The 26,445-nt window shown below is 71.8% G+C and carries 24 protein-coding genes; 11 read left to right on the top strand and 13 right to left on the bottom strand.

Translation table 11 applies throughout. The features are described from left to right. The 4 genes from ACWFQ8_RS01380 to mce all read right to left on the bottom strand — a co-directional run bounded on the left by ACWFQ8_RS01380 (window position 1) and on the right by mce (window position 7,415). Window positions 1–1,014, bottom strand: coding sequence for an ABC transporter ATP-binding protein (locus tag ACWFQ8_RS01380; RefSeq protein WP_453784132.1), 1,014 nt, complete (start codon window positions 1,012–1,014; stop codon window positions 1–3). A 100-nt stretch (window positions 1,015–1,114) separates the two neighbouring features. Further along, the gene (locus ACWFQ8_RS01375) at window positions 1,115–2,053 is read right to left on the bottom strand and encodes a cellulose-binding protein (RefSeq protein WP_453784131.1); all 939 of its coding nucleotides are present in this window, start codon (window positions 2,051–2,053) and stop codon (window positions 1,115–1,117) included. Between the two features lie 194 nt (window positions 2,054–2,247). Next, window positions 2,248–6,804, bottom strand: a complete 4,557-nt coding sequence (gene scy / locus ACWFQ8_RS01370; RefSeq protein ID WP_453784130.1) for a polarized growth protein Scy — start codon at window positions 6,802–6,804, stop codon at window positions 2,248–2,250. Between the two features lie 182 nt (window positions 6,805–6,986). Further along, the gene (gene mce / locus ACWFQ8_RS01365; RefSeq protein WP_453784129.1) at window positions 6,987–7,415 is read right to left on the bottom strand and encodes a methylmalonyl-CoA epimerase; all 429 of its coding nucleotides are present in this window, start codon (window positions 7,413–7,415) and stop codon (window positions 6,987–6,989) included. Window positions 7,416–7,551: 136 nt separating this feature from the next. On the opposite strand from mce, the gene ACWFQ8_RS01360 reads away from it, so the two are divergent. Together ACWFQ8_RS01360 and meaB are read left to right on the top strand one after the other, a co-directional pair. Then, complete coding sequence (locus tag ACWFQ8_RS01360) at window positions 7,552–8,763, top strand: acetyl-CoA C-acetyltransferase (RefSeq protein ID WP_453784128.1); 1,212 nt, start codon at window positions 7,552–7,554, stop codon at window positions 8,761–8,763. A gap of 50 nt (window positions 8,764–8,813) precedes the next feature. Then, the gene (meaB, locus tag ACWFQ8_RS01355) at window positions 8,814–9,776 is read left to right on the top strand and encodes a methylmalonyl Co-A mutase-associated GTPase MeaB (protein ID WP_453784127.1); all 963 of its coding nucleotides are present in this window, start codon (window positions 8,814–8,816) and stop codon (window positions 9,774–9,776) included. A gap of 95 nt (window positions 9,777–9,871) precedes the next feature. Here meaB and ACWFQ8_RS01350 read toward each other — a convergent pair whose 3' ends face one another. The 5 genes from ACWFQ8_RS01350 to ACWFQ8_RS01330 all read right to left on the bottom strand — a co-directional run bounded on the left by ACWFQ8_RS01350 (window position 9,872) and on the right by ACWFQ8_RS01330 (window position 13,269). Then, window positions 9,872–10,453, bottom strand: a complete 582-nt coding sequence (locus tag ACWFQ8_RS01350; RefSeq protein WP_453784126.1) for a PepSY domain-containing protein — start codon at window positions 10,451–10,453, stop codon at window positions 9,872–9,874. A 120-nt stretch (window positions 10,454–10,573) separates the two neighbouring features. Further along, window positions 10,574–11,077, bottom strand: coding sequence for a MarR family winged helix-turn-helix transcriptional regulator (locus tag ACWFQ8_RS01345; protein ID WP_453784287.1), 504 nt, complete (start codon window positions 11,075–11,077; stop codon window positions 10,574–10,576). 100 nt (window positions 11,078–11,177) lie between these two features. Next, entirely contained in the window at window positions 11,178–11,969 is a 792-nt protein-coding gene (locus tag ACWFQ8_RS01340) for an AIM24 family protein (RefSeq protein WP_453784286.1), read from the bottom strand. A gap of 11 nt (window positions 11,970–11,980) precedes the next feature. Further along, window positions 11,981–12,631 (bottom strand): AIM24 family protein, encoded by a 651-nt coding sequence (locus ACWFQ8_RS01335; RefSeq protein WP_453784125.1) that lies wholly within the window; start codon window positions 12,629–12,631, stop codon window positions 11,981–11,983. Beyond that, the gene (locus tag ACWFQ8_RS01330; protein WP_453784124.1) at window positions 12,631–13,269 is read right to left on the bottom strand and encodes an AIM24 family protein; all 639 of its coding nucleotides are present in this window, start codon (window positions 13,267–13,269) and stop codon (window positions 12,631–12,633) included. Before ACWFQ8_RS01330 ends, ACWFQ8_RS01335 begins: the two co-directional genes overlap by 1 nt. Window positions 13,270–13,453: 184 nt before the next feature. Here ACWFQ8_RS01330 and ACWFQ8_RS01325 point away from each other — a divergent pair, with 184 nt between their 5' ends. Continuing rightward, a complete protein-coding gene (locus ACWFQ8_RS01325; RefSeq protein WP_453784123.1) occupies window positions 13,454–13,798 on the top strand; it encodes a DUF3817 domain-containing protein in 345 nt (114 codons plus the stop codon). Continuing rightward, a complete protein-coding gene (locus ACWFQ8_RS01320) occupies window positions 13,795–14,091 on the top strand; it encodes an MTH1187 family thiamine-binding protein (RefSeq protein WP_453784122.1) in 297 nt (98 codons plus the stop codon). The genes ACWFQ8_RS01325 and ACWFQ8_RS01320 overlap by 4 nt, the downstream gene beginning before the upstream one ends. A 92-nt stretch (window positions 14,092–14,183) precedes the next feature. Here ACWFQ8_RS01320 and ACWFQ8_RS01315 read toward each other — a convergent pair whose 3' ends face one another. Then, window positions 14,184–15,245: a glycoside hydrolase family 6 protein gene (locus ACWFQ8_RS01315; protein WP_453784121.1), complete on the bottom strand. Its 1,062-nt coding sequence runs from the start codon at window positions 15,243–15,245 to the stop codon at window positions 14,184–14,186. A gap of 459 nt (window positions 15,246–15,704) precedes the next feature. Between ACWFQ8_RS01315 and ACWFQ8_RS01310 the strand changes: the two genes are divergently transcribed. The 3 genes from ACWFQ8_RS01310 to ACWFQ8_RS01300 all read left to right on the top strand — a co-directional run bounded on the left by ACWFQ8_RS01310 (window position 15,705) and on the right by ACWFQ8_RS01300 (window position 18,378). Continuing rightward, window positions 15,705–16,211 (top strand): MarR family winged helix-turn-helix transcriptional regulator, encoded by a 507-nt coding sequence (locus ACWFQ8_RS01310; RefSeq protein WP_384543760.1) that lies wholly within the window; start codon window positions 15,705–15,707, stop codon window positions 16,209–16,211. A 60-nt stretch (window positions 16,212–16,271) separates the two neighbouring features. Continuing rightward, entirely contained in the window at window positions 16,272–16,601 is a 330-nt protein-coding gene (locus ACWFQ8_RS01305; RefSeq protein WP_453784120.1) for a DUF3817 domain-containing protein, read from the top strand. A gap of 76 nt (window positions 16,602–16,677) precedes the next feature. After that, window positions 16,678–18,378: an acyl-CoA mutase large subunit family protein gene (locus ACWFQ8_RS01300; RefSeq protein ID WP_453784119.1), complete on the top strand. Its 1,701-nt coding sequence runs from the start codon at window positions 16,678–16,680 to the stop codon at window positions 18,376–18,378. A gap of 64 nt (window positions 18,379–18,442) precedes the next feature. Here ACWFQ8_RS01300 and ACWFQ8_RS01295 read toward each other — a convergent pair whose 3' ends face one another. Beyond that, entirely contained in the window at window positions 18,443–19,081 is a 639-nt protein-coding gene (locus tag ACWFQ8_RS01295) for a TetR/AcrR family transcriptional regulator (protein WP_453784118.1), read from the bottom strand. A gap of 239 nt (window positions 19,082–19,320) precedes the next feature. On the opposite strand from ACWFQ8_RS01295, the gene ACWFQ8_RS01290 reads away from it, so the two are divergent. From ACWFQ8_RS01290 to ACWFQ8_RS01275, 4 genes are all read left to right on the top strand, one after another. Beyond that, a complete protein-coding gene (locus ACWFQ8_RS01290; RefSeq protein ID WP_453784117.1) occupies window positions 19,321–20,313 on the top strand; it encodes a tetratricopeptide repeat protein in 993 nt (330 codons plus the stop codon). A gap of 598 nt (window positions 20,314–20,911) precedes the next feature. Further along, window positions 20,912–21,550, top strand: coding sequence for a DUF6230 family protein (locus ACWFQ8_RS01285; protein WP_453784116.1), 639 nt, complete (start codon window positions 20,912–20,914; stop codon window positions 21,548–21,550). A 110-nt stretch (window positions 21,551–21,660) separates the two neighbouring features. After that, the gene (locus tag ACWFQ8_RS01280; RefSeq protein ID WP_453784115.1) at window positions 21,661–22,257 is read left to right on the top strand and encodes a DUF6114 domain-containing protein; all 597 of its coding nucleotides are present in this window, start codon (window positions 21,661–21,663) and stop codon (window positions 22,255–22,257) included. Then, entirely contained in the window at window positions 22,247–23,578 is a 1,332-nt protein-coding gene (locus ACWFQ8_RS01275) for a hypothetical protein (RefSeq protein WP_453784114.1), read from the top strand. The genes ACWFQ8_RS01280 and ACWFQ8_RS01275 overlap by 11 nt, the downstream gene beginning before the upstream one ends. 108 nt (window positions 23,579–23,686) lie before the next feature. Here the strand turns inward: ACWFQ8_RS01275 and pyk are convergent, their stop codons facing one another. Beyond that, complete coding sequence (pyk, locus tag ACWFQ8_RS01270) at window positions 23,687–25,117, bottom strand: pyruvate kinase (protein ID WP_453784113.1); 1,431 nt, start codon at window positions 25,115–25,117, stop codon at window positions 23,687–23,689. Window positions 25,118–25,180: 63 nt separating this feature from the next. Further along, on the bottom strand, window positions 25,181–26,404 hold the full coding sequence (locus ACWFQ8_RS01265) for an acetate kinase (RefSeq protein WP_453784112.1): 1,224 nt from the start codon (window positions 26,402–26,404) through the stop codon (window positions 25,181–25,183). Between the last annotated feature and the right edge of the window lie 41 nt (window positions 26,405–26,445).

Genomic DNA, 26,445 nt, shown 5'->3' with positions numbered 1-26,445 from the left:
TCACTCGCCGCCCTTGCGCACCGCGTCGTGGCCGGCGCCCCAGGCGGGGACGTCGGCGGGGCGGGCCGGGTTGTCGGCGGGGCCGCCGAGGGTCCCCGGCGCGCCGGGCGCGTGGGCGTGGTACTCGACGGAGTCCGCCGTCATGCGCATGAACGCTTCCTCCAGTGAAGCCCGTTGCGGGCTGAGTTCGTGCAGCACGATCTGGTGCTGGGCGGCCAGCTCGCCGAGCTTCTCCGGACCCACGCCGTCGATCTCCAGCGCGCCGGTGGCCGGGACACTGATGGCGTCGATCCCGGCCTCGTGCAGGACGTCCTTGAGCCGCTCCTGCTGCGGCGAGCGAAGCCGGACGTAGCTGCGCGAGTTCTGCTGGATGAAATCGGCCATCGACAGGTCGGCCAGCAGCCGTCCCTGGCCGATGACGACCAAATGGTCTGCGGTCAGCGCCATTTCGCTCATCAGGTGGGAGGACACGAAGATCGTCCTTCCTTCTGCGGCGAGCCCCTTCATAAGATTTCGGATCCAGAGAATTCCCTCCGGGTCCAGACCATTGACGGGTTCGTCGAACATCAGGATCTCCGGATCGCCGAGCAGCGCGGAGGCGATTCCCAGCCTCTGCCCCATACCCAGCGAAAATCCTTTCGACTTCTTCTTCGCCACGGCCGTCAGTCCGACCAGGTCCAGCACCTCGGAGACGCGGCGCTCGGGGATCCGGTTCGACTGGGCGAGGCAGAGGAGGTTGTTGTAGGCGCTGCGACCGCCGTTCATGGCTTTCGCGTCGAGCAGCGCCCCGATGTACTTCAGTGGCTCCGGCAGGTCCCGGTAGTGCTTCCCGTCGATCCGGACCGTACCGCTGGTCGGGTTGTCGAGGTCGAGCATCATGCGCATGGTCGTGGACTTGCCCGCCCCGTTGGGGCCGAGGAAGCCGGTCACCACCCCCGGTCTGACCTGGAAGCTGAGGTTGTCCACGGCGGTCTTCGCGCCGAATCGTTTGGTAAGGCCCTCAAGCTCGATCATGCGGGCCACGCTAGAGCCCGGAAGGGCCGTACGCCACCTCGAACAGGTGACATACGGCCCTGATCCGCCGGTTTCGCTACCAGCGAGGGAAAGCGGCGTACTAGCGGCTCTGCTGCGCCGGGACACCGCGCGAGACCGGCTCGTCGTCGACGATCGGGGTGGCCGCCGCGACGGCCGCACCGGTCAGGGTGGCCAGCATCTCGCGGACGTTGGTCAGCTGCGCGTTGATCGAGTCGCGGCGGTTGGTGAGCGCCGCCAACTCGCGCTCGGACTCGCTGCGGATGCGGTCGGCCTTGGCGTTGGCGTCGGCGACGATGTCCTCGGCCTGGCGCTGCGCGGTCTCGACGGTCTGGCGGGCGCGGCGCTCCGCGTCCGTGCGCAGCTTCTCGGCCTCCAGGCGCAGCTGCTCCGCGCGGTGCTCGATCTCCGCGAGGCGCTTCTCGGCCTTGGCCTGACGCGAGGCCAGGTCGCGCTCGGACTGCTCACGGCGCTTGGCCAGGTTGGTCTCGAAGTCCGCTGCGGCCTGGGCGGCCTTGGCACGGGTCTCCTCGAAGAGCGCGTCGGCCTCCTCGCGCTTGGAGGCGGCGTCCTTCTGGGCCTCCGCACGCAGGGTGGTGGCGTCGCCCTTGGCCTTCTCGACGATGCGGACGCCCTCGTCCTCCGCCTTCGTCTTGCGGTCCACCGCGAACGACTCGGCGTCGTTGCGCACCTGCTGGGCCGCCGACTCGGCGAGCTCGCGGTGCTGCTCGGCAGCGCGACGGGCCTCCTCGCGCAGGTCCTTCGCCTCCTCCTCCGCGAGACGCAGGATCTTCTCGACCCGGGCGCCGAGGCCGGCGTACGACGGCTCGGCGTCGCTCACTTGTGCCTGGGCGTTCTGCGTCTCGAGGTGCAGCTCCTCGATCCGCTTTTCCAGAGAGTTGATACGTCCAAGGGCGCTGTCGCGGTCGGAGACCAGCTTGGTAATGCGGTCGTCCACCTGACCGCGGTCGTAACCACGCCGCACGAGCTCGAAGCCGAAGGGGGAGGAAGTGTCGCTCATGGGGTTCCTGTCGAATGAGACCGATGAGGTGCTACGTGAGGTGTTAAGGCGATCCTAGGCGCCCAGACGGCGTGTCATCGAGTCAATCCACGTTTGATCTGGACAATGAGACCCCTTTTGAGTGGCAAGGCGACAGAATGCTTGTCACTCGTTCGCCTGCACCTCTATCAGGAGCACACATCCCTGTGCGATGACTACCCCTCTGACGTCTTGCCACTCGAACGAGTGGAACCTGCTGCCGCGCCGGCCTTCACGCCCCCCGCGCCCTGGCCGCCGACCGAAGGCTTTCCGCCGCCCGAGGGCGCTTCGAATGATTCCAACGCCTCAAGAACGTCCTGGACACGGGAGATCTCCGCCTGAATGTCCTCGCGCCTGCGCACCAGGACCTCCAGCTCACGGCGGCCCTCCTCGACAAGGCGTTCGGCCTCGGCCCTGGCCTCCGCGAGGGCGCCCTCCGCCACCCGGACCACCTCGGCCTTCTTCTGCTCGGCCTCCTTGAGCAGCGCCTCGGCCTTGCGGACCGCGGCGATGCGCACCTTGCTCGCCTCGCTGCTCGCGTCCGACACCAGGGCCTTGGCCTTCGCCTCGGCCTCGACGCTCTGCTCGGTCGCCGCCCGCACCAGCTTGTCCACGCGCTCGCCCGCCGACTTCATCTGCTCGGCCGACTCCCGGCGGGCCCGCTCGTGCAGCTCCTCGACCTCCGCCTCCACGCGGCCGCGCAGCTCCTCCGCCCGCTCCCTTATGGCGGCGGCGTCCGTGCGCGCGCCGACCAGCAGCTCGTCCGCGTCCGTACGGGCCTTCTCCACGAGGGAGTTGCCCTCGACGGTCGCCTCCGAAGCGATCCGCGCGGCCTCCTTGCGGGCGGCGTCGACCATCGCGTCGGCCTGCTCCTCGGCCGCCGTCGTGGCGGCCAGAGCCTGCGCCCGCGCGTCCGCCGTGAGCTTGTCGGCCTCCGAAGCGGCTTCGGTGATGAGGCGGTCGACCTGCTCGGCGGCCTCGCTGCGGCGCTTGTTGGCCTCCTCGCGGGCCTCGTCCAGCAGCCGCTCGGACTCCGCGCGGGCCTCCGCACGGGTGCGCTCCGCCTCGGTCGCCGCCTCGGCCTTGACCCGCTCGGCCTCGGACCGGGTACGGGTCGCGTGCTCCTGCGCCGAGGACAGGGCCTCCGTCGCCTCCGCGCGCAGCCGCTCGGCCTCGCCGGTCGCCTCGCCGACGGTGCGCTCGTTGTCCTTGCGGGTCTTCTCGGTGAGCTTGCCGGCCTCCGACGCGGCCTCGGTGATGAGCCGGTCGGCCTGTTCGGCCGCCTCGGTCCGCAGCCGGTTGGCCTCGGCGCGTGCCTCGTCCAGGGTCTGCTCGGACTCCCGCTCGGCGCTCGCCAGGGTCTCGTTGGCCGCGACCGTGACGCGGTCCGCCTCCGCGGTGGCCTCGCCGATGATCCGGCCGCCCTCCGCACGGGCGTCGTCCAGGGCCCGGGCCGCGTCCGCGCGCAGCCGCTCGGCCTCGGCCGCGGCCTCGCCGACCGTGCGCTCGTTGGCCGCGCGGGTCTCCTCGACCAGCCGGTCGCCCTCGGCGCGCGAGTCGACCATGATCTTCGCGGCGTCCCGCTCGGCCCCGGCCAGGGTCCCGGCCGCCTGCGCGGTGAGCGCCCGCGCCTCGGCACGCGCGCTCTCCAGGGTCCGGGCCGCCTCGGCGGCAAGCCGTTCGGCCTCCGCCGCGGCCTCGCCCACGGTGACGGCGTTGGCGGCGCGGGTCTCCTCGACGAGTCGGTCCGCCTCCGCGGCGGCCTCGGTGACGAGCCGGTCGGCCTGCTCCGCGGCCTCGGTCCGCAGCCGGTTGCCCTCGGACCGGGCCTCGTCCAGCGTGCCCGCGGCCTCGGCGCGGGTGGCCTCCGCGGCCTCCGCCGCCTCGGCGGTGAGGCGCCGCGCCTCTGCCTCGGCCTCGGCGACGACCCGCTCCGCCTCCTGCGTGGCCTCCGTACGGATCCGGGCGCCCTCGGCGCGGGACGCCTCCAGCGCCTCCGCCGCCTCGCCGCGGATGCGGTTGGCGTCGTCACGGGCGTCCGCCCGGGTCCGGGCCGCGTCCCGCTCGGACGCGGCCAGCGCGTCCGTGGCCTCGGTGCGCACCCGCTGCGCGTACTCGGCCGTGTCGGAGCGAAGCTGCTCCGCCTCGGCGATCGCGTCGCCGACGGTGCGCTCGGCCAGGGCCTTCGCCGCGTCGGTCTCGGCGCGCGCCTCGCTGCGGACCCGGGCAGCGTCCTCGGCGGCACGCTCGCGTTCCGCGTGTGCGTCGCCGCGGACCCGCTCGGCCTCCTCCTCGGCCTCGGTCCTCGTGCGCTGCGCCGCGTGCTCGGCGGCGCTGCGCAGTCCGGCGACCTCCTCCTCGGCCTGCTCGTGCAGCCCGGCCACGGAGTCGCGTACCTGCTGGGCGGTGGCCTCCGCCGCCGACACCAGCTCCGACGCGCGCCGTTCGGCCTCCTCGGTCAGGCGGGCCGCCTCGGCCTGCGCCTCCTCGGAGCGCTTGCGGGCCGCGGCCAGCAGTTCCTCGCTCTGCTCGCGGGCCTGGGCCCGCTCCTGCTCCGCCTCGGTCCGGGCGGACGACAGGGTCTCCTCGGACTCCCGGCGGCGGCGCGCGGCCTCCTCGGCGGCCGCGGACAGTGCCTCGGCGGCCTCCGCGGCGACCCGCTCGGCCGCGGCCTTCGCCTCGGCGCGCAGTCGGTCGGCGGTTTCCTGCGCCTCCGTGCGCACCCGCTCGGCCTCGGCCTCGGCCTCGCCGCGCAGCCGTACGGCGGCCTGCTCGGCCTCCGCCCGTACCCGTCCGGCGTCCTCGGCGGCCTCCGTGCGCAGTTGCTCGGCCTCGGCCTGAGACTGCGCCTGGAGACCGCGGATCCGCTCCGCGGACTCGGCGCGCAGCCGGTCGTTCTCCTCGGCGGTCTCGCGGCGCAGGCCCTCGGCCGCCGCGCGGGCGTCGCGCAGCGTCTGCTCGGCCGTGCCCAGCCGGCCCTCGGCCTCCCTGTGCAGCCGGACGAGCTCCTCGTCGGCCTCCGCCCGCTTGGCGGCCAGCGCCTGCTCGGTCTCCTCGCGCCGGGCGCGGGCCGCGGCGTCGGCCTCGGCCCGTACGGCCTCGGCCCGCTCCTCGGCCTCGGCGCGCAGCCGCTCGGCCTCGGCGCGGGTGCGCTCCAGCGTCTCCTCGGCCTGCTTGCGCAGGGTGGTGGCCCGCTCGACGGCCTCGGCGCGGACCCGCTCGCTCTCGGCGGTCGCCCCGCCGCGCAGCTCGTCCGCGTCCGCCTTGGCCTTGCCGAGGAGCTCCTCGGCGGTCCGGGCGGCCTCCTCGATCTGCTGGACCGCCTCGCGGCGGGCCTCGCCGCGGATCCGCTCGCCCTCGGCGACGGCCTCCGCGCGCAGCTGCTCTGCCTCGCCGCGCAGCCTGCGGGCCTCCGCCTGCAGCTCTACGGTGCGGGCCCGGTACTCCTCGGTGTCGTCCTTCGCGGCGCCCTTGAGCTCGTCGGCCGTGGTCGCCGCCTGCAGCCGCAGCCGCTCGGCCTCGCTCTCGGCCTCGCGTCGGATCCGCTCGGCCTCCTCGGACGCGGCACGGGTGGTGGCGCGGGCGTCCTCCGAGGCCTTGTTCAGTACGTCCTCGGCGGTGCGGGCCGCCTTCGCCAGCTGCGCCGCCGTGTCCTCCGCGGCGGCCGTACGGGCCTGCTCGCCGGCCTCGGTGCGCAGTCGCTCCGCCTCGGCGCGGGCGTCGGCCAGGGCCTGCTCGGCCTCCGTCTTGAGGGCCTCGGTCTCCTTGGTGGCCTCGCCGACCAGCCGGGCGACCTGCTCCTTGGCGGTACGGGTGCGCTGCTCGTTGACGGACTCGGCGGAGGCCAGCTGCCGGGCGGCGCTCTCCTTCGCCTCCGCGAGCAGCTTCTCGGCCTCGGCGCGCGCCTCGCGCAGGGCGGCGTCCGCCTCCTGCACGCGGGACTCGGCGACCCGGCCCAGGTCCATGGTCTGGCGCCGGGTCTGCTCGGCCTCGGCGGAAGTGGTGGAGCGCAGCCGCTCGGCGTGCTCGGTGGCCTCCTGGGCCTGCGCGGAGGCGGCGGTCAGCAGCCGCTCGGCCTCCTTGCGGGCCCGCAGCAGGGTCGCCTCGGTCTCCGCGCGGGCGGCCTCCGCGTCGGCGGCCATCCGGCGCCGGGTCTCCTCGGCGACCCGGGCGGCCTCGGCGCGGGCGGCGTTCAGGGACTGCTCGGCCTCGGCGCGGGACTCCTCCATGAGCCGGCGTGCCTGGGACTCCGTACGGGCGCGCAGCTGCTCCGCCCAGGCCACGTTCTCGTTGACGTGGGCCTCGACGGTCTGGCGGCGCTCGTTGAGCTCCTGGTCCAGGCGCTGGCGCCGGTTGACGGCCTCGGCGTGCAGCTCGGCCTGCAGGCGCGCCTGGTGCTCGGCGTGCTCCTGGAGGATGCGCTGGGTCTGGGCGCGGGCGTCGCGCAGCTCGCGCTCGGCGTCGGAGCGCATCTGGTCGGCCTGGATCTGGGCATTGCGGAGCAGCTGCTCCGCCTGGTAGCCCATGTCCGCGCCGTCGTAGGCGGGGCGGGACGCCAGACTGCGGCGTACCTCGTGGAGCTTGGCGCGCAGCACCTCGACCTGGTATCCCAGGTCCTCAGCGTGCTGGACGGCCTTCCCGCGCTCCTTCTTCAGCCGCTCCATCTCGGCCTCGAAGCGCGAGAGATGGTCGGCCTCGGCCTGATGGCTCTCCTGGCTTTCGTAGCCCCGCACAGCGCGGTCCCATCCGTCCCCTGGTCGCAAGCTCACTCCCAATTGAGCATCGCTCGCCCGCTGAACGACGCCCCCGGGGGAATGGTGTCAGATACCGGGGCAGGGGTCACAGGCCCCGACCCCGTCTCCGCACCGAACCCCGGCCGAGCCATGGCCACTCTACCGGCCGGGGAATCGGGCCATCAGTGCCGCGGGTCGGCCGTGACCAGTTCGGTGAGGACTCCGTGGCAGTCCTTGGGGTGCAGGAAGGTGATCGAGGACCCCATGGAGCCGGTCCGGGGCTGGTCGTAGAGGACGCGGACGCCCTTGCCGCGGATGGCTTCCGAGTCGCCCAGGACGTCCTCGGTGCCGAAGGCGATGTGGTGGACCCCCTCGCCGTTCTTGGCCAGCCACTTGCCCACCGCGGAGTCCTCGCGGGTGGGCTCCAGGAGCTGGATGTAGGAGGCGCCGCCGTCGGACGTCTCGTTGATCTTCAACATGGCCTCGCGAACGCCCTGCTCCTCGTTCACCTCGGAGTGGAACACCTCGAAGCCGTACGTGGCACGGTAGAACTCGACGGTCTTGTCGAGGTCGAAGCAGGCGATCCCGATGTGGTCGATTCTTGTCAGCATGGGTCCAGTGCACCGTCCCGGAGGGTGGTCACGCAACGTGCGCGCCATCACACCGACTGCCCGGTGACCGCTGCGGGTACCGCTCAGTACATTGACGTAAACCCTCGTTCACTCCTCATCCAAGGGGCCGTGCCTCATGTCCGGATCGAACAACACCACGTCAGTGATCGTCGCCGGGGCCCGCACGCCCATGGGGCGTCTGCTCGGCTCGCTGAAGTCCTTCTCGGGTGCCGACCTCGGCGGTTTCGCCATCAAGTCCGCGCTGGACCGCGCCGGGATCTCCGGCGACCAGGTGCAGTACGTGATCATGGGCCAGGTCCTCCAGGCCGGTGCGGGCCAGATCCCGGCCCGCCAGGCGGCGGTCAAGGCCGGCATCCCGATGAACGTGCCCGCCCTCACCATCAACAAGGTGTGCCTGTCCGGCCTGGACGCGATCGCCCTGGCGGACCAGCTGATCCGCGCCGGCGAGTTCGACATCGTGGTCGCCGGCGGCCAGGAGTCCATGACCAACGCCCCGCACCTGCTGCCCAAGTCGCGCGAGGGCTACAAGTACGGCGCCGTCGAGATGCTCGACGCGATGGCCCACGACGGGCTCACGGACGCCTTCGAGAACATCGCGATGGGCGCGTCCACCGAGAAGCACAACACCCGCCTGGGCATCGAGCGCGCCCCGCAGGACGAGTTCGCCGCCGCCTCGCACCAGCGGGCCGCGGCCGCGCAGAAGAACGGCGTCTTCGAGGCCGAGATCACCCCGGTCGAGATCCCGCAGCGCAAGGGCGACCCGGTCGTCTTCTCGGCGGACGAGGGCATCCGTCCGGAGACCACCGCGGAGTCCCTCGGCAAGCTGCGCCCGGCCTTCGCGAAGGACGGCACCATCACCGCCGGCACCTCCTCGCAGATCAGCGACGGCGCCGCCGCCGTGGTCGTGATGAGCAAGGCGAAGGCCGAGGAGCTCGGCCTTGAGTGGCTCGCCGAGATCGGCGCCCACGGCAACGTGGCCGGACCGGACAACTCCCTCCAGTCGCAGCCGTCCAACGCGATCCGGCACGCCCTGAAGAAGGACGGGCTGGACGTCTCCGACCTGGACCTCATCGAGATCAACGAGGCCTTCGCCGCGGTCGTGGTGCAGTCAATGAAGGACCTCGGGGTGAGCCCGGAAAAGGTGAACGTCAACGGCGGCGCCGTCGCCCTGGGCCACCCGATCGGCATGTCCGGCGCCCGCGTGGTCCTTCACCTGGCGCTGGAGCTCAAGCGGCGCGGCGGCGGGATCGGCGCGGCCGCGCTGTGCGGCGGCGGCGGTCAGGGCGACGCGCTGATCGTGCGCGTGCCGGGCACCCAGGCCCCGTAGCCCGTACCTACCGCACCCGTACCGTACGAGAACCGAGGAGCGCAGCACGTATGACGGCGGTGGACGTCCCCCAGCTGGTGGCCCAGGCGCGCGAGGGCCGGCCGAGGGCGGTGGCCCGACTGATCTCCCTGGTCGAGGGGGCGTCTCCGCAGCTGCGCGAGGTGATGGCGGCCCTGGCTCCGCTGACGGGCGGGGCGTACGTGGTGGGCCTGACGGGGTCGCCGGGCGTCGGCAAGTCGACCTCGACCTCGGCCCTGGTCTCCGCGTACCGCAAGGCCGGCAAGCGGGTCGGGGTCCTCGCCGTCGACCCGTCCTCGCCCTTCTCGGGCGGGGCGCTCCTCGGTGACCGGGTGCGCATGTCGGACCACGCGTCGGACCCCGGCGTGTACATCCGCTCCATGGCCACCCGGGGGCACCTGGGCGGGCTGGCGTGGGCCGCCCCGCAGGCGATCCGGGTGCTGGACGCGGCCGGCTGCGAGGTGATCCTGGTCGAGACCGTCGGTGTCGGCCAGTCGGAGGTGGAGATCGCCTCCCAGGCCGACACCTCGGTGGTGCTGCTGGCCCCCGGAATGGGCGACGGGATCCAGGCCGCGAAGGCGGGCATCCTGGAGATCGGCGACGTGTACGTGGTGAACAAGGCGGACCGGGACGGCGCCGACGCCACCGCCCGGGAGCTGAACCACATGTTGAGCCTGGGGGAGTCCCGCGGCGCCGGGGACTGGCGGCCGCCGATCGTGAAGACCGTGGCCGCGCGCGGCCAGGGCATCGACGAACTGGTCGAGGCCCTGGAGAAGCACCGGGCGTGGATGGACGAGCGGGGCGTGCTCGCCGAGCGGCGTACCGCCCGGGCGGCGCGGGAGGTCGAGACGATCGCCGTGACGGCGCTGCGGGCGCGGATGGCGGACCTGCACGGGGACGCGCACCTCGACGCGCTCGCCGCCAGGGTCGCCGTCGGGGAGCTGGACCCGTACGCGGCCGCGGACGCGCTGCTCGCGACGCTGACGGAGGCCTGAGGGCCCGGACCCCGGGTTCGGGGTCCGGGCCCTCAGTGGGGGCGGGGACCGGCGCGGAGCCGGTCCCCGCCCCCGCCCGTTCGCGGGGCGCCGCGTCAGTTGCCGCCGTTCTGGTCGCTGTCGTTGCCGGTGTCGTTGCCGCTGTCGTTCGCGTCGGACGCCGTGACCTTGCCCGTCTTCGGGTCCACCTGGCCGTCCCAGGTGCTGCCGTCGGAGCCGCGGACCTCGACGTGCCAGGAGCGGCTGCCGTCGTCGTCGTTCCACTCGACGGTCCACACCGCGCCGGGGTGGGCGGCCGCGCCCGCCTTGATCGCCTCGTCGGCGGTGACCTCGGCGGCCAGCAGTTCCTTGTACGCGGCGGCGTTCTGGCCGGTGTCGCGGTCCCGTTCGGTGACCGTCCCGTCGGCCGCGACCTCCAGCTCGACGTGCGTCTTGCCGTCCTTGCTGATCACGTCGGCGTGCCAGACGGTGCCGTCCTTGTCGAGGGACTCGACGACGCCCGGGAAGTGCTTCAGGGCCGCCGCCGAGGCCTCCTCGGCCGTATCGGCGGCGGGGAGCACGGCGACGGCGGTCACGGCTCTCGCCGTGTCGGCGGTCGCCGCTGCCGCGGCCGCCACCGGTCCTCCCAGCACCAGGACGACGGACGCGGCTGCGGAGACGTGGACGTTGCGCTTCATGACTGGACCTCCTCGGGCCGGCCGGGGCCGCACGCGGGCGTGCGACGGCGGTCGGCTTTGGGTGGGTACCTGCCCCATTGTGCGGCCGAGCGCCGTCCGGGGCGCGTCGAGCGCCCGCCGTCAGACCTTGCCGCGGTTGTTCCGCAGGTGCTCGGCCACCGGGTGCAGCGAGGCGCGCAGCGTCGCCAGGGCCTCCGGCGGCAGCAGGTCGATGAAGTGCCGACGGACGGACGCCACGTGGTGCGGGGCGACCTTGCGCATGGTGTCCATGCCCTCGCCGGTGAGTACCGCGTACAGACCGCGGCGGTCGGACTCGCAGTTCTCGCGGCGGACCAGGCCCGCCGTCTCCATGCGGGTGATCTGGTGGGACAGCCGGCTCTTGGACTGCAGGGTCGCGGTCGCGAGGTCGCTCATGCGCATCCGGTGGTCCGCCGACTCCGAGAGGTTCACGAGGATCTCGTAGTCGTTGTTCGTGAGCCCGAACGGTTGGAGATCCTTTTCCAGCTGGTGCATCAGCAGTCTGCTGACGTCCAGGTGGGTGCGCCAGGCGCACTGCTCGGCGTCGGACAGCCAGGGGGTGTCCCCGGACGGGGTCCGGGGGGCGGCGGCCGTGTCGGTCTCCATGGTCTCCATGAGTGAACTCTACCTAAGAAGTTGAATTGCGTACAAAGATGCGGAAGGTCCGGGTCGAAGTCCGTCGAGGTTCGGGTCGAAGCTCCGGGTCTCACAGTCCGAAGCGGCGCTGGAGATCACCCAGCTGCCCAGGCATCCGCGGAACACTCGCGGAGCCGTGCCCCTGCGCCTGGTGGCCGACGCCCGGAACGCCCGGCTCCGCGCCGATCGTCCCCACCGCCTGCTCCGCCATCAGCATCTCGGACGACTGGAGCAGCACCGTACCGGCCCCGACGAACTCGAACTGGTGCTCCTCGCCGGAGGCGCCCCCGATACCGGTCAGCGAACGCAGCCCGCCCATCACGCCCGACATGTAGCCGTGGTCGTAGTGGTGGCACGGCGAGGGGCAGTCCGCCCAGCCGACCAGCGCCTGCGGGTCCACGCGCAGCGGCGGCTCCATGAACACCACCGGTCCGTTGGACGCGGCGACGAACTTCCCGGTTCCGATCAGCGTGAGGAACCCCGGGACGATCGACTGCTTGAGGGCCAGGGAGGGCTGGTACGCGAGCAGGTTGCCCGACCGGATCGTCAGGTTGCCGTTGTCCAGGTCGAAGGAGTTCACGTCGAAGGCCCGGTCGGCCAGCAGCATCTTGCCCTGCCCCTCGGCCACCACCCAGTCGCCGGCGTGCAGCGGCGAGTGGAAGCTGGTGCGCAGCAGCCGGTCGAAGCGGCCGTGGCCGATGCCGTTGAACTCGATGCTCCCGTAGTACGAGATCATCTTGCCCTTCTGCAGGAACCACTGGCTCCCCTTGAGTTCGACGCAGAAGGTGTACGCGTTCACGTTGTCGTCGGACGGCAGGGTGTACGGGTCGAAGACCACCGGGCCGCCGGGTCCGCCCGTCACGGGGCCAAAGTTCACAGCTTCTCCTCCGAGGCCTGTACGTACACCGCTCCCTGGCCGGACAGCTCCAGCTGGAACGCCTCACCGGAGCCGCGCCCCACCATGTCCCGCCAGCCGACCGCGGCGGAGAGCTTGTTGCGCACCTCGCCGTGGTGCGCGACGTACGCCTGCGGGTCCACGTGGACCGGGCGCTGCGGGGTGATGGGGAGCTCGATGACCCCGCCGTGGGCCATGACGGCGACCGCGCCGTGGCCCTTGAGGGTGGTGGTGAACAGGCCCTGCCCGGTCACCTGGCCGCGCACCATGCCCATGACCCCGCCCTGGGAGCCCATGAACATCGTGCCCTGCTGGAGGGTGCCGTCGAAGGCGAGGAGCCGGTCGGCCTCCACGTAGAGCGTCTCGCCGGACAGGTGGATCACCTGGATGTGGTGGCCGCCGTGGCCGAACATCACGGTGCCGCTGCCCTCGACCGTCATCAGCGGGGTCTGCTCGTTCGCCACGCGCCGGCCGATCATCCCCATCACACCGCCCTGACCACCGGTCAGGCTGGGGGTGAAGGACACCTCGCCGCGGTAGGCGAGCATCGCCCCGCGCTGGCTGTACATCTTCTGCCCCGGGACGACCTGGGCCTCGACCATCTTCGAGTTGATCTCGCGGAACGGCATCAGACGTCGCCCCCCACGGTGTTGCGCTCGCTGGGCTGCACGTACACCAGGCCCTCGCCCTCGAAGCGGATCTGGAACGCCTCCCCGGAGCCCTCGCCGATCAGCGTGCGGAAGTTCACGCCGGACTGGAAGGACTGCCGGAGGTCGCCGGTGTGCGCGATGTACGCCCCCGGGTCGACGGAGAGCGGGTACTGGGCGCTGACCCGCAGCACCACGGCCGGGCCGTCCGAGAGGACCGCCGCCTGGCCGGAGCCCTCGACGGTCGTCGTGAAGAGGCCGTTGCCCGTCGAGGCGCCGCGCAGGCCGGTGAAGGTGGTGCCGGTGCGCAGGCCGGCGTCGGTGCACAGCAGGTTGCTGGACTCGACGTAGAGCTTCTCGCCGCGCAGGGCGACCAGATTGATCTCGCTCGCGCGGTCGGCGAAGAAGCAGGTGCCGTGCCCCTGTACCTCCATCACGGTCATCTGCTCGCCGGTCAGGCGCCGGGTCACCATCCCCCGGATGCCCTCACCGCCACCGGTCATCTTTTTGAAGGCCATCTGACCGTCGTACGCGACCATGGAGCCGTTCTTCGCTTTCACGGCGTCCCCGGTCAGGTCGACGGCGAGCACCTTGCTGCCTTGAAGTCGGAACTGAGCCACGGGGAGACGTTATCGGCAGCGGACGGGCCCGAACAGACTCCCGTGGCCGATATATGCCACACCGGGCCGGTACGGGCGCGGCCGCCGCGGTCGGTCCGGCGTCGCGCCGGGCCCCGGGTCAAGATCGCGCAATGCGGCTGAGACACTGGACCGGACCCCTGGCCGCCACCCCCGAAGGTTCCTCGTGGACATCAAGACCGCCTCCGCCCTGCACCGGCTGCGCCTCATCTCCGTACCCGAGGCGCTGTCGTTCCCGGCCCTGCTGATCTTCGGATCGCTGCTGAGCCGGATCTCGGACATCGACTACCTGATGATGCCGCTCGGCATCCTGCACGGGTTCCTGTTCGTCGTCTACGCGGTCTTCCTGCTGGATGTCTGGAACCGGGCGAAGTGGCCCTTCAAGAAGGTCCTCTTCTTCTTCCTGCTCGCGGTGCTGCCCTTCGGCGGGCTGTACGGAGACAAGCTGCTCAAGCGCGAGGAGGCCGACAGCGTGATCGCGGCCCGCGCGCGCGTGGCGGCCGAGGCATGATCGTCGCGTTCTCCGTGACCCCGCTCGGGGTCGGCGAGGAGGTGGGCGAGTACGTCGCCGACGCGGTGCGCGTGGTCCGGGAGTCCGGGCTGCCGAACCGCACCGACGCCATGTTCACCACCGTCGAGGGTGACTGGGACGAGGTGATGTCCGTCATCAGGCGTGCGGTGGCCGCCGTGGAGGCCCGCGCCCCGCGTGTCTCGGTCGTGATGAAGGCGGACATCCGCCCCGGCGTCACCGACGGGCTCACGTCGAAGGTGGAAACGGTCGAGCGGCACCTCTCCGCCGGCTGAACACGCCGTGCTGTGCGGCCGGTGCTTCCGGGCGGACCGGCCGCTACGGGCCCTGTACCCGGGGGTCAGGAATCGCGCTGCCCGCGCCGGCGCTACTGCCTGGCGCGGCGGGCCAGGCCCAAGGCGTAGTCCGGCCACCACGCGCCCGCCCGGGGGCCGCCGCGGCAGGTGCCGTCGGACGCGCCGGGACGGCCGATCCACAGGTACGCGTCGACGAGCGGGTCGCCCGTGCGGTCGGTCGGCGGTGTGCCGAGGGACCGGCCCGGGGGGTTGCACCGGGCCCGGGCCGGGTCGCCCGGCAGGGGGCCGTCGCCGTTTCGACCGGTGTCCACCACGAAGTGCTTGCCGCCCGTCGCCCGCGAGATCTCCGCGCCGTACGCCCGGGCCGCTCCGTCCGGCTGGAAGTCGGAGACGTTGAGCGCGAAGCCGTCGGCCCGCCCCAGGCCCGCCCGGGACAGGGGCTCGACGAGGTCCTTCGGGTCCGGGATCCGGACGGGGCCGCCGGCGTCCAGGTAGACCTTGGTGTTCCGGTTCTTCTTGAGCCGGTCCACGGCCTCGGAGAGCAGCCGGTAGCGCTCGGCCTGGTGCTCGGCCCGGACGCAGTTGTCGACGAGGTGCGCGACGGCGTCCGGTTCGAGGACGACGACGGCCCTGGCATCCGCGATGGCGTCGGCGACGGCGCCGATCCAGGTGCGGTAGGCCGCGGCGTCCCGGGCGCCGCCGGCCGGCTGCCGGCCGCAGTCGCGCCGCGGGAGGTTCCGCGCGGCGACGACCAGGGTCCGGTCGGCGGCCCCGGCTCCCGCCCGGGCCCGGCGGATCTCGGGTCCGGGATCGCCGGGCGGTGCCCACAGCGCCGTCGGCCGGTCCGCGATCCGGCGCAGCACCTGGGCGTCGCTGTGGCGGCCGGCCGCCTCCCAGGCGGCGACCTGCCGGGCGGCGTCGCTCCGCGGGTCCACCCAGTACGGGGACTCCGCGCCGGAGCCGGAGCCCGCGCCGGAGCCCGCGCCGGCGCCGCCGAGGGCGGTCCCCGACGGGGCGGCCGGCGCGCGGGGCCCGGGCCCGGGCGCGGGATCGCCGGCGCAGGCCGCGGAGGCCGCGAGGAGCAGGACGAGGCCGAGGGCGGCGAGGGGGCGGCGGGCGGCGGCGGGGGACATCCGGCTTCCTCGGGACGAAGGTGCGGACAGCGGGCCGGGACATCGTGACATAACGGACAGGTGTCGGTGTCGTACGACACCGCGACGCCGCGCCCCCGCAGGCGGGCGCTCCCGTGCCCCTGGTCGTAGCGGCTCCGTGGTCCTTCCGCTGATCGTCCCCGGCGCCCGTGGTTCGGAACGCGCATGACGCACACGGGTGTTGCCGCATCGGCCGGCCGGGGTCGAGTCGGCCGGCGCGGAAGGAAGCGGCGGCGCGGCCGCTACTGCCGGGCGCCCGAGCGCAGCGCGCGCTCGCGCACCGTCGACGGCTGCTTCCACGCCGGCGACCTCGCGCGGCGCACCCCGGACGGCGCACCCCGGCCGGCGATCCGGTGGTGACCGGCCGCCGCCGGGACGCCCGCAGGGCCGAGGAGTGAGACGGGGCTCGCCGCCAAATGACCGCCCGGTAGGGTCGGGTGCGTGCCCAAGCCGCTCAGCCTTCCCTTCGACCCCATCGCCCGCGCGGACGAGCTCTGGCAGCAACGCTGGGGGCCCGTCCCCTCGATGGCGGCCATCACCTCGATCATGCGCGCGCACCAGATCCTGCTCGGTGAGGTCGACGCGGTGGTCAAGCCGTACGGGCTGACGTTCGCCCGCTACGAGGCGCTGGTGCTGCTCACCTTCTCCAAGGCCGGCGAGCTGCCGATGTCGAAGATCGGCGAGCGGCTGATGGTCCACCCCACGTCGGTGACGAACACCGTGGACCGGCTGGTGCGGTCCGGACTCGTCGACAAGCGGCCGAACCCCAACGACGGCCGCGGCACCCTCGCCTCCATCACGGACAAGGGCCGCGAGGTCGTCGAGGCGGCGACCCGGGACCTGATGGAGATCGACTTCGGCCTCGGCGCGTACGACTCCGAGGAGTGCGCGGAGATCTTCGCCCTGCTGCGCCCGCTGCGGGTGGCCGCCGCCGACTTCGAGGAGTAGGCCGCTCGCGGAGGCGGCCCCCGTCAAGATCGCGCAAAACGGACGGTTAGGCTCAGGGGCATGAAGAAGAGCGTGCTGACCCGCTACCGGGTACTGGCCTATGTCACCGCCGTCATGCTGCTGGTGCTGTGCACCTGCATGGTGTTCAAGTACGGCTTCGACATGGGCGCCGACCTGACCTTCGTGGTGTCCCAGGCCCACGGTGTGCTCTTCATGATCTACCTGGTCTTCGCCTTCGACCTGAGCTCCAAGGCCCGGTGGTCCTTCGGCAAGATGCTCTGGGTCATGGTGTCGGGAACCATTCCGCTCGCCGCCTTCTTCGTCGAGCGCAAGGTCCGCGCCGAGGTCGAGCCGCTGGTCAGCGACGGTCTGGCCACCGCGAAGGCGTAATTTCGTACCTCCCCGGGGACGACTCCCCGGGGTTGCCCATCGACATTTACTAGGACGTCCTAGTAAATTCATGGGTATGGACGCTGACGCCATCGAGGAGGGCCGCCGCCGCTGGCAGGCCCGTTACGACAAGGCCCGCAAGCGCGAGGCCGATTTCACCACGCTCTCCGGCGATGCCGTCGATCCGGTCTACGGGCCGCGGCCCGGGGACGCGTACGAGGGCTTCGAGCGCATCGGGTGGCCGGGGGAGTACCCCTACACCCGGGGCCTGTACGCCACCGGGTACCGGGGGCGTACCTGGACCATCCGGCAGTTCGCCGGCTTCGGGAACGCCGAGCAGACCAACGAGCGCTACAAGATGATCCTGGCCGCCGGCGGCGGCGGGCTCTCCGTCGCCTTCGACATGCCGACCCTGATGGGACGGGACTCCGACGACCCCCGCTCCCTCGGTGAGGTCGGGCACTGCGGGGTCGCCATCGACTCCGCCGCCGACATGGAGATCCTGTTCAAGGACATCCCGCTCGGCGACGTCACCACGTCGATGACGATCTCGGGCCCCGCCGTACCGGCCTTCTGCATGTACCTGGTCGCCGCCGAGCGGCAGGGCGTGGACCCCGCCGTGCTCAACGGCACGCTCCAGACCGACATCTTCAAGGAGTACATCGCCCAGAAGGAGTGGCTCTTCGAGCCCGAGCCGCACCTGCGCCTCATCGGCGACCTCATGGAGTACTGCGCGAAGGGCATCCCGGCGTACAAGCCGCTGTCAGTCTCCGGCTACCACATCCGCGAGGCCGGAGCGACGGCCGCGCAGGAGCTCGCCTACACCCTCGCCGACGGGTTCGGCTACGTGGAGCTCGGCCTCTCGCGGGGCATGGACGTGGACGTCTTCGCTCCCGGCCTCTCCTTCTTCTTCGATGCGCACCTCGACTTCTTCGAGGAGATCGCCAAGTTCCGCGCCGCCCGCCGGATCTGGGCCCGCTGGATGAAGGAGGTCTACGGGGCCAAGAGCGAGAAGTCGATGTGGCTGCGCTTCCACACCCAGACCGCCGGGGTCTCGCTCACCGCGCAGCAGCCGTACAACAACGTCGTGCGCACCGCCGTGGAAGCCCTCGCGGCCGTTCTCGGCGGTACGAACTCCCTGCACACCAACGCCCTCGACGAGACCCTCGCCCTGCCGAGCGAGCAGGCCGCCGAGATCGCGCTGCGCACGCAGCAGGTGCTGATGGAGGAGACCGGCGTCGCCAACGTGGCCGACCCGCTGGGCGGTTCCTGGTTCGTCGAGCAGCTCACCGACCGCATCGAGGCGGACGCCGAGAAGATCTTCGACCAGATCAAGGAGCGCGGCCTGCGCGCCCACCCCGACGGGCGACACCCCATCGGTCCGATCACCTCCGGCATCCTGCGGGGCATCGAGGACGGCTGGTTCACCGGCGAGATCGCCGAGTCGGCCTTCCAGTACCAGCGGTCCCTGGAGAAGGGGGACAAGCGGGTCGTCGGTGTCAACGTCCACCACGGCTCGGTCACCGGGGACCTGGAGATCCTGCGGGTCAGCCACGAGGTGGAGCGCGTCCAGGTCGAGGAGCTGGCCGCGCGCAAGGGCCGCCGCGACGACGCCGCGGTGCAGACGGCCCTGGGGGCGATGCTGGCGGCGGCGCGGGACGGGTCGAACATGATTCCGGCCATGCTGGACGCGGCCCGGGCCGAGGCCACGATGGGCGAGATCTGCAACGTGCTGCGCGACGAGTGGGGCACCTATACCGAGCCGCCCGGTTTCTGAGCCGAGGGGCGAGGGCCGGCCGGGGTGTCCGTACGCGGCGCCCGGGTCGGCCCTTCCGCTTTCCTCAGGCGGCCGCCGCGCCGCCCCGCAGGCCGTGCATCAGCAGGGCCGTGAAGGTGGCCACCCAGAATTCGTCCACCGGCTCCGAGCTCACCAGGGCGCGGTGCACCACCGTGCCCGCGATCACGTCGAAGATCAGGTCCGTGGTGTGGTCCGCGACGGACTCGTCCTCGTACGGAAGTTCGCCGCGGGCCTGCGCGCGTTCGCGACCCAGTACGACGAGACGTTTCTGCCGGTCCACGATGGCGGACCGGATCCGGTCGCGCAGCGCCTCGTCCCGGGTCGATTCCGCGACCACCGCCATCAGGGCCGTACGGGCTTCCGGTCGCCGCAGCAGCTCCGCGAAGCGCAGCACCACGTACTCGATGTCGGCTTCGAGGGAGCCCCGGTCCGGCAGTTCGAGGGAGTCGAAGAGCTCCGCCACCGCGTCCACGACCAGTTCGCTCTTGCCGGCCCAGCGCCGGTAGAGGGTGGTCTTGGCGACCCCGGCCCGCGCCGACACGTCGCCCATCGTCAGCTTCGACCAGCCCAGTTCGACCAGCGCGTCCCGCGTCGCCGCGAGGATGGCGGCGTCCGCGGCGGCGCTGCGGGGGCGGCCGGTGCGGCCGGGCGGGGGGCCGCTGCCTGGGCTGGGGTTGCGCATGGCCGAGACCATACCCGCCGGTAGCCCAGCGGCCCTGTTCCCCGGCGGTGTGGTTCAGATCACGGAGCGCCGCGGGGCTCGGAGGAGTTACGCTACGGCTCGTAGCGTAAGAGCGACAACCACGCGAAAGGCTACAGGCGCCAGGTGGGGACCCGGCGCCGCCCGCATCACCGGTCGCGGCAGCACGCAATTCACGCGATCTTTTTCGTCGGCGCGCGCACTCGGGGGAGGATGTACGCATGCAGCCCAGAAACATGTCCATGAGCGGCGTCGTCGACCTCGCCGCTGTGAAGGCGGCCGGCGAAGCCAAGGCCAAGGCCGAGCAGGCCCGCGCCGCATCGGCACGACAGGCCGAGCAGGGCGGCGCCCCCGCCGCAGGCGCCGTGCCGCCGTCCGCGCTCGTCTTCGACGTAGACGAGGCCGGCTTCGAACGTGACGTGCTCCAGCTCTCCGCCGAGGTCCCGGTCGTCCTGGACTTCTGGGCCGAGTGGTGCGAGCCGTGCAAGCAGCTCAGCCCGCTGCTGGAGCGCCTGGTCGTCGAGGCCAACGGCCGGCTGGTCCTGGCCAAGATCGATGTCGACGCCAACAAGACGCTGATGCAGCAGTTCGGCATCCAGGGGATCCCGGCCGTCTTCGCCGTCGTCGCCGGTCAGGCGCTGCCGCTGTTCCAGGGCGTGGTCCCCGAGCAGCAGATCCGCGCCACCCTCGCCGAGCTGGTCCAGGTCGCCGAGGAGCGCTTCGGGTTGATCGGCCTGGAGGTGGACCCGAACGCCGAGGCGCCGGACGCGGCTGCCGGGGCCGAGGTCCCGGCCGGCCCCCACGACGCGCTGCTGGAGGCGGCCGTCGTCGCGCTGGACGCGGGTGACCTGGCCGGCGCCGCGCGGGCGTACCGGAACGTACTGGTGGACGACCCCGCCAACACCGAGGCCAAGCTGGGCCTCGCCCAGGCGGAGCTCCTGACCCGGGTGCGGGACATGGATCCGCAGGCGGTGCGCACCGCCGCGGCCGAGAACCCGCGCGACCCGGCGGCGCAGATCGCCGCGGCCGATCTGGACCTGGTCGGCGGTCACGTGGAGGACGCCTTCGGGCGCTTGGTGGACACCGTCCGGGTGACTGCGGGTGACGAGCGCAATGCCGTACGACTGCGGCTGCTGGAGCTCTTCGAGGTCATCGGCGCGGACGATCCGCGGGTGGCGGCGGCCCGTACGGCACTCGCGCGGGTGCTTTTCTAGGGTCCGTACCGGAGAAAGGTTCCCAGCGCACCGGCGTCCGTCGGTGTTGTGTTGACACGGAGACAAACAGCGGCCGCGCTTTGCCAAAACTTGGCAATCGCGGCCGCTGTTACTCGTAGTAAGCCGAACCCCGTGAACTGTCCGGAGTGTTCGGTCTTCCCCCGTTTCGTCGTGGCCATGGGTGACACCGTGTGTTGCTACCCGACGGCAGGGGGTCGTACCCCGGTTATCTGGCCGTTACCCGCCAGTAACGAACCCCCTTGTGCCCCGGCCGGGAATGGACCACGATCGGCGACGCTCGGTCCTTCCCGCAGAGCCGCTCATCCGGAGCCGCGGTGAAGGGTCCCCACCGAGCCGGCCTGTGGCAGTGGCACCGGCCGTGGGACAGGGGGGTCTCCGCCGCACCGGTGGGGCCTGTCCTCCAGGTTGCGCGAACGCGTGGCCCAGTGGTTGTCGCTCGGGGGTGATCGCCGGTGTATCGGACGTGGCACAGCCGCGGCCCGGCCGCCTGCGCTCCTTCCCGAGGACGTAGCACTTCTCCCATCCCAGGACGGGCACGGCCCGGACCGGAGATGTACGTCCGAGAAGGAGGAACGAAATGAATTCTCAGATTCGTGGCGGGACCAGATGGAAGCGCTTCGCGCTCGTCATGGTGCCGAGCATCGCGGCCACCGCCGCGGTCGGTGTGGGTCTGGCGCAGGGCGCTCTCGCGGCGTCCTTCAGCGTCTCCGGCCAGGACTTCAAGGTCTCGGCCGACAAGCTCGACGGTGACAACCTCATTCAGTACGGCGGTATCGCCGAGGGGCACGACCTCAAGGGCAAGCCGCAGCACCACCCGGTCACCATCTCCGGGTTCAGTCACGCGGAAATCACCAACATGTGCCAGTCGCTGGTCACTCCCACGCCGCTGGGCAACATCACCCTGCAGCTGAGGACCGGTCACAAGGGCAAGCCGGCCGTCGCCGACAACATCTACCTCGATGTTGCCGAGCTCGACACCGACGCCGAGTTCAAGAACCTGGACATCGGTATCGCGGTCGGTGACCCGAGCCACAAGACCAAGCCGCAGGCCGGTACGGTCGCCAGCCCGTACGCGTTCTCGCAGCGCGCGGACAAGGCGATCCTGACCAACGTCCGGCAGAAGGCGTGGGCGACGACGGCGGGCACGTTCAAGCTGCCCGACCTGAAGCTGCGCCTGCTCAGCGGCGACCAGCCGTGCTACCAGGACGCCAAGTAATCCGTCCCGGTGAGTGACCGGAGGGGCGGTCGGTGGCGCGAGCCGTCGCCGACCGCCCCTCCGGGCTCCACAGAGTTCTCCGTACCACCGTTTCCAGGGAGCTGTTGTCCATGAACCCCCAGGCCCCGGTTTACGTTCGCGCAGAAGACGACGCCTGGCTCACCGTGGTGTATTACCACTTCCGTGCCTGGCGCGGGCGCCGCCCCTTCTGGGCGGGGCTGTTCACGTTTGTCGGCGGCTTCCCGATCGCGTACTTCCCGTACGCGGACCTCCGGCTGGGGAACCTCAGTCTCGCCATGGCCACCACGGGTGGCGCCGGCGCGCTGATCATCGGCGTCCTGCTGATCACGCTGGGTCTGGCCCTCTGGTTCCAGCAGGCCATCCGCGTCTTCGCCGGGGTCGCCTCGATCCTGCTGGCCCTGGTGTCGCTTCCGGTGTCCAATCTCGGCGGCTTCGGGCTGGGCTTCGTACCCGCCCTCCTCGGCGGCGCGCTCGCGCTGTCGTGGGCTCCCGGGCAGGCGGCCGACGAGGAGCCGGCCGACGAGCGGGCGCTCTCCGCGCACGAGGCGCACCAGCAGCCGGGCGGTCCGACCAAGGCAGAGGCGATGGCGGGGACCCAGGGCATCCCGGGACCGCGCGAGACGGAAACGGCACACACGAGCGAGACGACTGCCCACGCCGATGGCGGGAGGAACAGTGCGGGGTGACGAGACGCAGCGGGGCGTGGCCCCAGGCGCAGAGTCCCGTGAGAGCAAGGGGCCGCGGCACGCGGCACCCAGGAAGTCGCTGCTGAACAAGCTCCAGATACCCGTCGGCAAGACGATGGCGCTGGCGGCCATGCCGACGGCCGTGTTCGTCGGAATGGGCATGGCGCCGAAGCTGGCCGTGGCCGACGAGAAGGACCTTCCCTTCGCGCCGGGACCGTGCGTGACGCGGTCCGACGACCCGGAGGACAGCAAGAAGACGGAGTCGCCGAAGCCGTCGAAGACTCCTTCGCCGGGCACCTCGCCCAGCGCGACTCCCACACCGTCCGCTTCGGCAGCCGTGAAGCCGAAGCCCACTACGAGCCCGACGGCGACCGGGCCGACGGCCGGCGCGCCCACCGAGAAGCCCCCCGCGCCGCAGACGGCTCCGAGCACCACGCCGCCGGCGGCCGAGAAGCCGAACCCCCTGGACCCGCTGGGGGTCGGCGCCAAGATCGAGACGCTCCTGGACGAACTCGGCAAGCCCCTGAGGGACGCGCGGACCACGACCGACCCGGCGCCCGCGCCCACCCCGAGCGGCGCGCAGACCCCGGACCCGGCCGCGGAGGCGATCCGCGAGGCCGCGAAGCAGGTCGGCACCGAGGTGTCCGAGCTGTCCGAGGAGGTCAAGAACACCGAGACGGCCCCGAAGGACGAGACCGGCAGCACGGCGGACCCGTCCGACAAGGCGGCGGACAAGGAGGCCACCGACAAGGAGGCCACCGACAAGGAGGCCACCGACAAGGACGCCGAGGACAAGGACGCCGAGGACGGCAAGGACGCGGACGGGAAGGAACCCTTCCCGTGCCCGACCTACGATGCCAAGGCCCTGGCCGACGCCGAACTGGAGCAGGGGATCCCGCTCCTGCCGGACGAGCCCTGGTACCTCGACAGCTCGCGGCTGACCCTCAACGGCCTGGACTACCACGGCATCGTCGAGGTGAAGACGGGGAGCGGCAAGGTCAAGAAGGTCCTGAAGTTCACGGCGGACTCGCTGGACATCAAGGACCTGTACCAGACGGTCGGCAAGGGCGGGAACGTCGCCCACCTGAAGTCCCGTCCGGGGTCCACGTCCAAGATCCGCGGCGGCACGGTGACGATGTACACCGAAAGCCTCAAGGGCAACCTCTTCGGTCTGATCCCGATCGAGTTCACCCCGAACAGCCCGCCGCCGCTGAACGTGCCGTTCGCGTTCTTCACGGACGTCAAGGTCGTCCAGGCCGGCCAGTTCGGCGGCACGCTCACCGTCCCGGGCCTCAAGAACTACATCGGCCCGCCGGAGTAGGCCGGAGCGGTCGCGGCACCGAGGGCGGCACCCCGCAGCACTGCGGGGTGCCGCCCTCGGTCTCCGTGCGGCAGAGTCTTTTCGCCGGTCGGGCGACCGGCGGTCCCCTCAGGCGCGCGCGTCGCCGCCCAGGTGGTGCACCCGGACCATGTTGGTGGTGCCCGGGACACCGGGGGGCGAACCGGCCGTGATGATCATGGTGTCGCCCTGGTTGTAGCGCTTGAGCTTGAGCAGCTCCGCGTCCACGAGGTCGACCATCGCGTCGGTGTTGTTCACGTGCGGGACGATGTACGAGTCGACGCCCCAGCTCAGCGTGAGCTGATTGCGGGTGTGCTGGTCGGTGGTGAAGGCCAGGATCGGCTGCGAGGCGCGGTAGCGCGACAGCCGGCGGGCGGTGTCACCGGACTGGGTGAAGGCGACCAGCGACTTGGCGTCCAGGAAGTCCGCGATCTCACAGGCGGCGCGGGCGACGGAGCCGCCCTGGGTACGCGGCTTCTTGCCCGGGACCAGCGGCTGGAGGCCCTTGGAGAGGAGCTCCTCCTCGGCCGCGATGACGATCTTCGACATTGTCTTGACGGTCTCGATCGGGTAGGCGCCGACCGAGGACTCGGCCGACAGCATGACCGCGTCCGCGCCGTCGAGGATCGCGTTGGCGACGTCGGACGCCTCCGCGCGCGTCGGACGCGAGTTGGTGATCATCGATTCCATCATCTGGGTGGCGACGATCACGGGCTTGGCGTTGCGGCGGCACATCTCGATGAGCCGCTTCTGGACCATCGGGACCTTTTCGAGCGGGTACTCGACGGCCAGGTCGCCGCGCGCGACCATCACCGCGTCGAAGGCGTCGACGACGGCCTCCATGTTGGCCACGGCCTGCGGCTTCTCCACCTTGGCGATGACGGGGACCCGGCGGCCCTCCTCGTCCATGACCTTGTGGACGTCCTTGACGTCGTCGGCGTCGCGGACGAAGGACAGCGCGACCATGTCGCAGCCCATCCGCAGGGCGAAGCGGAGGTCGTCGACGTCCTTCTCCGACAGGGCGGGGACGTTGACGGCGGCACCCGGCAGGTTGATGCCCTTGTGGTCCGAGATGACACCGCCCTCGATGACGATGGTCTTGACGCGGGAGCCGGCGACCTCGGTCACCCGGAGCTCGACGTTGCCGTCGTTGATCAGGATCTGGTCGCCCTTGGAGACGTCTCCCGGAAGGCCCTTGTAGGTGGTGCCGCAGATGGACTTGTCGCCGGGGACGTCCTCGGTGGTGATGGTGAACTCGTCACCGCGCACCAGCTCGACGGGACCCTCGGCGAAGGTTTCGAGGCGGATCTTCGGGCCCTGGAGGTCGGCCAGGACGCCGACCGCGTGCCCGGTGTCCTCGGAGACCTTCCGGACGCGGTCGTACCGCTCCTGGTGTTCTGCCTGGGATCCGTGGCTGAAGTTGAATCGGGCCACGTTCATACCTGCCTCGATGAGCGCTTTCAGCTGCTCATACGAGTCGACGGCGGGGCCCAGCGTGCAGACGATTTTGGAACGGCGCATGGAGCGGATCCTATCGGTTTGTTTCGTAGCGGAATATTCCGTCTGGCGGAAAGTCCAAAGTGACTACCCGGTAACCAGCGCGTAGGCCTGCGTCGCGATCTCCAGCTCCTCGTCCGTCGGGACCACGGCCACCGCCACGCGGGCACTGTCCGGCGAGATCAGCCGCGGCTCGCCGGAGCGCACCGCGTTCGCCTCCGGGTCGAGCGCCAGGCCCAGCTCGGCCAGGCCGTCGACCGCGGCGGCCCGGACCTGGGGGGCGTTCTCGCCCACCCCGGCCGTGAAAACCACCGCGTCCACCCGGCCCAGGACCGCAGCGTAGGCGCCGATGTACTTCTTGAGGCGGTGGACGTACGCGGCGAAGGCGGTCGCCGCCGCTTCGTCCCCCTCGCCCGCGCGCCGCAGTACTTCGCGCATGTCGTTGTCGCCGCACATGCCCAGCAGACCGCTCTTCTTGTTCAGGAGCGAATCGATCTCATCCACCGAGAGGCCCCCCACCCGCGCCAGGTGGAAGACGACCGCCGGATCGAGGTCGCCCGAGCGGGTGCCCATGACCAGACCCTCCAGCGGGGTCAGGCCCATCGAGGTCTCCACGCACACCCCGCCGCGCACGGCGGAGGCCGAGGCGCCGTTGCCCAGGTGCAGCACGATCACGTTCACGTCCTCGACCGGCTTGCCGAGCAGCCCCGCCGTCGCCCGCGAGACGTACGCGTGGGACGTGCCGTGGAAGCCGTACCGCCGGATGGCGTACTGGTCGGCCGTCGCGGCGTCGATCGCGTACCGCGCCGCGTACTCCGGCATCGTCGAGTGGAAGGCGGTGTCGAAGACGGCGACCTGCGGGATGTCCCCGCGCAGCCCGCGCGCCACCTCGATGCCCGTCACGTTCGCCGGGTTGTGCAACGGGGCCAGCGGCACCAGAGCGCGGATCTCGGCGAGCACCGCGTCGTCGATCACGGTCGGCTCGGTGAACTTCGTCCCGCCGTGCACCACCCGGTGCCCCACGGCCGCCAGTTCGGGCGAGTCCAGCCCCAGGCCGTCGGCGGCCAGCTCCGCGGCCACGGCCCCCAGCGCGGCCCGGTGATCGGCGATCGGCCCGAGCCGCTCGCGCCGGCCGGCCGGGGCGTCCGCGCCGCCCGCCGGGACGAGACGCTCGTGGACGAGCCGTGAGGTCTCCTCGCCGATGCGCTCCACCAGGCCGGCGGCCAGGCGCGACCGGTCCGCCATGTCGAGGAGCTGGTACTTCACCGACGAGGAGCCGGAGTTGAGGACGAGTACGCGTGATGCGGTCACGGTGGGTCTTTCCTTGTCGCGGGCGCTGGCGAGGGGAGGGG

The sequence above is a fragment of the Streptomyces sp. NPDC055254 genome, from assembly GCF_053606025.1.
This window is presented reverse-complemented; position numbering and strand designations above follow the sequence as displayed.

Bases quoted from the DNA above. Each gene is read 5' to 3' on its own strand.
- mce (WP_453784129.1), bottom strand. From the start codon at position 7,415: ATGCTGACAAGAATCGACCACATCGGGATCGCCTGCTTCGACCTCGAC.
- ACWFQ8_RS01350 (WP_453784126.1), bottom strand. From the start codon at position 10,453: ATGAAGCGCAACGTCCACGTCTCCGCAGCCGCGTCCGTCGTCCTGGTG.
- ACWFQ8_RS01360 (WP_453784128.1), top strand. From the start codon at position 7,552: ATGTCCGGATCGAACAACACCACGTCAGTGATCGTCGCCGGGGCCCGC.
- ACWFQ8_RS01315 (WP_453784121.1), bottom strand. From the start codon at position 15,245: ATGTCCCCCGCCGCCGCCCGCCGCCCCCTCGCCGCCCTCGGCCTCGTC.
- ACWFQ8_RS01380 (WP_453784132.1), bottom strand. From the start codon at position 1,014: ATGATCGAGCTTGAGGGCCTTACCAAACGATTCGGCGCGAAGACCGCC.
- ACWFQ8_RS01285 (WP_453784116.1), top strand. From the start codon at position 20,912: ATGAATTCTCAGATTCGTGGCGGGACCAGATGGAAGCGCTTCGCGCTC.
- ACWFQ8_RS01290 (WP_453784117.1), top strand. From the start codon at position 19,321: ATGCAGCCCAGAAACATGTCCATGAGCGGCGTCGTCGACCTCGCCGCT.
- ACWFQ8_RS01345 (WP_453784287.1), bottom strand. From the start codon at position 11,077: ATGGAGACCGACACGGCCGCCGCCCCCCGGACCCCGTCCGGGGACACC.
- ACWFQ8_RS01300 (WP_453784119.1), top strand. From the start codon at position 16,678: ATGGACGCTGACGCCATCGAGGAGGGCCGCCGCCGCTGGCAGGCCCGT.
- ACWFQ8_RS01280 (WP_453784115.1), top strand. From the start codon at position 21,661: ATGAACCCCCAGGCCCCGGTTTACGTTCGCGCAGAAGACGACGCCTGG.
- pyk (WP_453784113.1), bottom strand. From the start codon at position 25,117: ATGCGCCGTTCCAAAATCGTCTGCACGCTGGGCCCCGCCGTCGACTCG.
- ACWFQ8_RS01375 (WP_453784131.1), bottom strand. From the start codon at position 2,053: ATGAGCGACACTTCCTCCCCCTTCGGCTTCGAGCTCGTGCGGCGTGGT.
- ACWFQ8_RS01320 (WP_453784122.1), top strand. From the start codon at position 13,795: ATGATCGTCGCGTTCTCCGTGACCCCGCTCGGGGTCGGCGAGGAGGTG.
- ACWFQ8_RS01295 (WP_453784118.1), bottom strand. From the start codon at position 19,081: ATGCGCAACCCCAGCCCAGGCAGCGGCCCCCCGCCCGGCCGCACCGGC.
- ACWFQ8_RS01305 (WP_453784120.1), top strand. From the start codon at position 16,272: ATGAAGAAGAGCGTGCTGACCCGCTACCGGGTACTGGCCTATGTCACC.
- ACWFQ8_RS01335 (WP_453784125.1), bottom strand. From the start codon at position 12,631: ATGCCGTTCCGCGAGATCAACTCGAAGATGGTCGAGGCCCAGGTCGTC.
- meaB (WP_453784127.1), top strand. From the start codon at position 8,814: ATGACGGCGGTGGACGTCCCCCAGCTGGTGGCCCAGGCGCGCGAGGGC.